3 protein-coding genes are annotated in these 6,425 nt (G+C 67.6%); 1 reads left to right on the top strand and 2 read right to left on the bottom strand.

What is annotated here, in order from left to right:
• A partial coding sequence (locus ACRDUX_RS08975) for an acetate/propionate family kinase (RefSeq protein ID WP_526413051.1) occupies positions 1-1,049 on the bottom strand: 1,049 nt, incomplete at its 3' end.
• Positions 1,046-3,103 carry a phosphate acetyltransferase gene (pta, locus tag ACRDUX_RS08970; protein WP_526413053.1) on the bottom strand — a complete coding sequence of 686 codons (2,058 nt, stop codon included), beginning with the start codon at positions 3,101-3,103 and terminating at the stop codon, positions 1,046-1,048. The genes ACRDUX_RS08975 and pta, both read right to left, overlap by 4 nt.
• A 132-nt stretch (positions 3,104-3,235) precedes the next feature.
• On the opposite strand from pta, the gene ACRDUX_RS08965 reads away from it, so the two are divergent.
• Complete coding sequence (locus ACRDUX_RS08965) at positions 3,236-6,406, top strand: ATP-binding protein (protein WP_526413049.1); 3,171 nt, start codon at positions 3,236-3,238, stop codon at positions 6,404-6,406.
• Positions 6,407-6,425 lie beyond the last annotated feature (19 nt).

Here is a 6,425-nt window from a genome sequence, read left to right as displayed (position 1 = left end):
CTCCTGGCCGGGGAGTCGTTGAGGTGTTCGTCGAGTTCGATGCCGAGCGGGGCGAGTCCGCTCAGCGCATCCCGGCGCACCGCGGCGTCGTTCTCGCCGACTCCCGCGGTGAACGTGATGACGTCGGTGGTGCCGAGCAGCGCCATGTAGGACCCGATGTACTTGCGGAGCCGGTGGATGTAGACGTCGTATGCCAATTGCGCATCGGCGTCCCCGGATTCGATGAGCCGGTGCAGCTCCCGGAAGTCGATCTCACCGCCGAGCCCCAGCACTCCGGAGCGGCGGTTGAGCATCGTCTCGATGTCCTCCATGCTCATCCCAGCCGTGCGCGCGAGGTACATGATGACGCCGGGGTCGACGTCCCCGGACCGGGTGCCCATCACCAGACCCTCCATCGGCGTCAGGCCCATCGAGGTGTCGATCGGCCTGCCCCCCACGATCACCGACGCCGACGCGCCGTTGCCCAGATGCAGCACGATCTGACTCAGCGACTCCAGCGGCACCCCGAGGAACTCGGCTGCCTGCTCGCTGACGTATCGGTGCGACGTACCGTGGAAGCCGTAGCGGCGAATGTCCCACCGGGCAGCCACGTCCCGGTCGATCGCGTAGGTCGCCGCGGCGGCGGGCAGGTCGTGGAAGTAGGCCGTGTCGAAGACCGCGACGTGCGGAAGATCCGGCAGCACCCTGCGCGCGACCTCGATGCCGAGAATCGCGGGCGGGTTGTGCAACGGAGCCAGTGGGGCGAGCCTCTCGAGCGTGCTGATCAGGGCGTCATCGACGAGCGTCGGCCGGTAGAGGTCGGGCCCGCCGTGCACGACCCGGTGTCCGACCGCGACCAGACCGAGCGAGTCGAGGTGCAGACCGGACTCGGACAGCTCGTCGAACGCTGCCCGCAGGGCCGCCTCGTGATCGGCAGGAGACGAAGTGTCCTGACCGATCCGCTCGATGATCCCGTCCGCAATCTGGCGTCCCGAATCCGGTTCGACGACGGCGTATTTCAGTGACGACGAACCGCAGTTGAGCACCAGTACGGTGTGCGGCGCGCTCACTTGTCCTGCGCCTGGATCGCGGTGATGGCGACGGTATTGACGATGTCCTCGACGAGGGCTCCCCGCGACAGGTCGTTTACCGGTTTGTTCAGCCCCTGCAGCACCGGCCCTATCGCGATCGCGCCCGCGCTGCGCTGCACGGCCTTGTAGGTGTTGTTGCCGGTGTTGAGGTCGGGAAAGATCAGCACCGTCGCACGGCCCGCGACCAACGAATCGGGCATCTTGGTCGCCGCCACGGACGGCTCCACCGCCGCGTCGTACTGGATGGGCCCCTCCACCAGCAGGTCGGGCTCCCGTGAGCGCACCAGTTCCGTTGCCGTCCTTACCTTGTCGACGTCGGCACCCGTCCCAGAGGTACCGGTCGAGTACGACAGCATCGCCACCCTGGGGTCGATGCCGAACTGCGCGGCCGTGCGGGCGGACGAGATCGCGATGTCGGCGAGCTGCTCGGCCGTCGGGTCGGGCACGATGGCGCAGTCGCCGTACGCGAGCACCTGGTCGGCAAGGCACATCAGGAAGATGCTCGACACCGTGGACACGTCCGGGAGCGTCTTGATGATCTCGAATGCGGGCTTCACCGTGTGCGCCGTGGTGTGCTTCGCCCCGGACACCATGCCGTCGACCATGTCGTTGTGTACCAGCATTGTCCCGAAATACGAGACGTCGTGGATGATCTCGCGGGCCTGCTCGACCGTGACGCCCTTGTGCTTGCGCAGCTCCGCGTACTGTTCGGCAAACCGATCGCACAGCTCGCTGGTGCGCGGATCGATGACGTCGGCGGCCGAGATATCGACACCGAGTTCGGCTGCGCGCGCCCGGACCGCTGGTTCGTCGCCGAGAATGGTGAGATCGGCAACCGAACGCTGAAGCAGGCGGCCTGCCGCCCTGAGGATGCGATCGTCGTCGCCTTCTGGCAGGACAACCCGCCTGCGATCGGACTTGGCCCGGTCCTGCAGCTGGTAGGTGAACATCTGCGGCGTCACCACCGACGGCACCGAAATCGACAGCTGCGCAATCAGATCCGCCGTATCGACGTAAGTGTCCACCAAGGTCAGCGCGGTGTCGACCTTGCGGTCCGACGCCGCGGTCACCCGCCCCCTGGCCTGCGCCACCGCGCGCGCCGTGTCGTAGGTGCCGAGTTCGGTGGTGAGGATCGGCATCCGCAGGCCGAGGCCGGCCACCAGGGCGGCGATCGACGGATGCAGCGGCATCCCCCCGTTGAGGATGATGCACGAAAGCGACGGAAATCCCTCTGCAGCATGCGAACTCGCGACTGCGAGCACTACGTCGGAACGGTCGCCGGGCGTGATCACGGCCATCCCCTCGCGAAGCCGCTCGAGGACGTGCTCGGCCGTCATCCCCGCCACCAGCACCCCGAGCGCCTCACGGCCCAGTAGGTCCTCGTCGCCGCTCGTCAACGTCCCGCCGACCGCGTCGCGCAGTTCAGCCACCGACGGTGCGACGAGAAGCGGTTCCTCGGGCAGCACGTAACTCTTCGGGGCCACCCGCTCGAGCGCTTCCGCGACAGCGGTCAGCTCAGAAGGGTCGCAGCGGTTGGCGACGACCGCGGCGGTGTGGGCGTGCTGTCCGGAGAGTTCGGCGAGACACAGCTCCACGACGTGGACGACCTCATCGGGGGTGCGGTCCTTGGCCCGCACCGCAAGGACGACGGGTGCACCGAGGTTGACGGCGATGCGCGCATTGACCGACAGCTCGCTTGGTGAGGCCACGTCGGTGTAGTCGCTGCCGACGATCACCACCGCGTCGCACCTCTCGGCGACGCGGTGGTAGCGGTCGACGATCTCCGAAAGGGCGGCGTCCGGATCCTCGTGCAGCTGTTGGTAGCTGACCCCGACGCACTCGTCGTAGGGCAGGCCCGCCGTGGTGTGGGCCAGCAGGAGCTCCAGGATGTAGTCCCGGTCCTGGCCCATTCGCGTGATAGGCCGGAAGACCCCCACCCTCGCGACGGTCGCCGCGAGCCGGTGAAGGATGCCCAGCGCGATGGTCGACTTGCCGGTGTCACCCTCGGGCGACGCCACGTAGATGGCCGAGATGCTGGAGTCAGGCACGGGTGCCAGCCTGCCAAACCGCCATGGGCGACGCAGCCCCGGTTGTCAGATCCGAACCACACCGTCGCCTCGTGCGGGACTATGGACCCGTATTGACGGTTGGGAAGAACACGGGGGATGACCAGTCCAGTCGCTGACGTCACAGATCGGTGCGGGTCCTGCGGCAACGATCTGCGGGCCCGGTCGCGCTTCTGCGACGTGTGCGGCTCACCCATGGCCCCACGATCGACCACGGGCGAGCACAAGCAGGTGACGGTGCTGTTCGCCGACGTCGTCGGCTCGATGAGGCTCGCGGCGGCGCTGGACGGCGAGCGACTCCAGGAGTTGATGAACGAGTTGTTCAACCGGGCGGCCGCGGTGGTCCAGCGCTACCAGGGAACCGTCGACAAGTTCACCGGTGACGGCTTGATGGCGCTGTTCGGCGCCCCGGCGGCACTCGAGGATCATGCTCTACGCGCGTGCGTCGCCGCTCTGGAGATCCAATCCCACGCCTCGCACCTCGCATCCGAGGTGCTCCTCAGGGACGGCGAGGCGCTCCAGGTCCGCGTTGGACTGAACTCCGGTGAGGTGATCGCAGGCGAGATCGGCTCGGGACCGGGCAGATACACCGCCGTCGGCCATCCCGTCGGCATGGCGCAGCGCATGGAGGCGGCCGCGCCTCCCGGCGGAGTGCTGTGCTCGCTGTCCACCGCGCGACTCGTCGAGGACGCCACCCAGCAGGGGCCGATCGAGGACGTCGCCATCAAGGGCACGGACGAGCTGGTGCCCGCACGCCGGCTCCTGGCAGTGGAGTCGGAACGGATGGTGTTGGGGCGCAGCGAAGGCGCCCTCCTTGGCCGGGACGGCGAGATGCGGTCGCTGCGCGCTCTATTCGATGCTCGCCGAGGCGGCCACGCCGGAATCGTCGGCGCCCCTGGAGTCGGCAAGAGTCGCCTGATCAGCGAGTTCACCACGATCGCAACCAGTCAGAACGCCGACGTCGTCGTTGCCCGCTGCGAAGCGCACACCACCAACGTGGCATTCGGCACGTTGTCCAGGTTGCTGCAGGCCATGTTCAGCGTGGCGGACCTCGGCGACGTCGCGGCCCGCGCGCACGTGGCGACCCAGTGTGATGGGTCGCTCACACCGGGTTCTGCCGACGCGCAGATCCTGTTCGAGGCGCTGGGCGTGGCCGACGCCGACGCACCGAGACTGGAGGTCAGCGTCGACGGCAGGCGCCGCCGGTTGGTCGACGTGCTGGCGCGGGCCGTCCAGGGCCGCCCCGCCCGAACCGTCTTCGTCGTGGAGGACATCCAATGGATCGACGCGCCGAGCGACGACGTGCTCGCCGACTTCGCCGCCACACTCCACGCAACGACATCGATGTTCGTCACGACCTACCGACCAGAATTCAAGGGAGCGCTACACGGCCATTCCGATCGAACGATCACGCTGCAGCCGCTGACGGACTCAGTGGCAGTGCGTCTGGTCGGCCAGATTCTCGGAGCCGACCCGTCGCTGGCGCGGCTGGCACAACGGATCGCAGCCGTTGCAGCCGGTAACCCGTTCTTCGTCGAGGAGATCGTCCGAGACCTGGCCGGCCGCGGTGTGCTCGCCGGAAGTCGTGGCGCCTACCGGCTGACGGGCGAAGTCGACGAGATCGGCGTCCCGGCTACCGTGCAAGCGGTGCTCGCGGCGCGCATCGACCGACTTCCCGCCGAGACGAAGTCGATCCTGAACGCCGCCGCGGTGATCGGCACCCAGTTCGAGATCGACACCCTGCGGGTGCTGCGACCGGACACCGAACCTCCGCAGCTGGCCGAGCTCGTGTCGGCGGAGTTGATCGTCCAGACGGAATTCGTGCCGCGACAACGCTATTGCTTCAGCCACCCACTGGTCCGCACGGTGGCGTACGAGTCGCAGCTGAGCGCGAACCGGTCAGAGGCCCATCGCAGGCTCGCCGCCGCGATCGCAGCCCACAACCCGGATAACGCCGACGAGAGGGCCGCCCTGATCGCCACCCACCTCGAGGCGGCAGGCCACCTCGCCGAGGCGTACCACTGGCACATGCGCGCGGCGGAATGGCTTCGACCGCGTGACCTCCAAGCCGCACGTCTGCAATGGGAGAGCGCACGCAACATCGCCGACCGGCTGCCCGACGACCACGACGCCACCGCGATTCGAATCGCCCCACGCACCATGCTGACGTCGACGGCGTTCCTCGTCGGCGAGGATGCCGAAGCCGAGGAGCGCTACCGCGAACTCCGTGAGCTGGCGATACCTGCCGGTGATGTGTTGTCGCTGGCGATCGCCACGGCAGGACGCATCTGGTCGTTGACCATCAACGACACCAGGGTGACCGAGGCAGCGGCGCTGACAACGGAACTCGAGGCGATGGTCGAGGGCCTCGACTGCGACTCGGCCGCCATGAGCATCATCCTCAACGCGGTTGCCTTCGGGCGGTTCGCCAACTGCGAGTTCGACGCTGCGCTGCGGGTAGTCGAGTCGATAGATGCCTTGGCGCCCGAGGCGCCCGTGGAAGAGGTCGCCTCGGCCGACGCGCTCGCTGGCTTCCTCGAAATCTGTCTCGGCGACGTCGAGCGGGGCAGGCGACGTCTTCGAGAGGCGACGGACCGAGCGCGCGGGCTGGCGTCGATCAGATACGCGTACATCCTGATCTACTGGGCCTCGGCGGCCACGCTGGGTCTTTACCAGACCGACGACCTGACAGCGGAGATGCCTGCCGCACTGCGGCGCGCAGAGTTCTTCGGTGACCTCGCGGGCATCACCGTCGCACAGTGGGCCTACGGAGCCGTCCTGTTGCGCGCCAGGAATGGTTCACGCGACGAGGCGATCGACCTCCTCCGACGGGCGAGTGCGAGTGTCCAGAAGACCAATGCGCTGATGATGGTCCTTTCCTGCATTCAAACCGACCTGGCGTTGGACACCGCGCGCAGCGGGCGACGTGACCAGGCAATCGACGAACTTCGTCATCTGGTCGGCCGCCATCTGGATCGCGGAAGTCGGGTGTTCATCGGCTGTCCCGCCGAAGTCCTCGTCGAACTCCTCATCGAGCGACGAGCGCCCACCGACCTCGCCGAGGTCCGTCTCGTCATCGACGAGTGGCAGTCCCGTCGGCCCGGCATCCCCGCATTGGACCTGTGGTGGCTGAAATCGCGTGCGCTGTTGGCAAGGGCCGAGGGCAACTCGTCCCAATATGCCGAGCGGGCAAGACAATACGTCGAGTGCTGCGAGCGAGTCGACGCACGAGGGCGGATCAGTGCGGCGCGCGAGATGTTGGGGGCATGACCATGGCAACGATCCTCGC

The organism is Mycobacterium sp. (assembly GCF_050701675.1).
Taxonomy (GTDB): domain Bacteria; phylum Actinomycetota; class Actinomycetes; order Mycobacteriales; family Mycobacteriaceae; genus Mycobacterium.
This window is presented reverse-complemented; position numbering and strand designations above follow the sequence as displayed.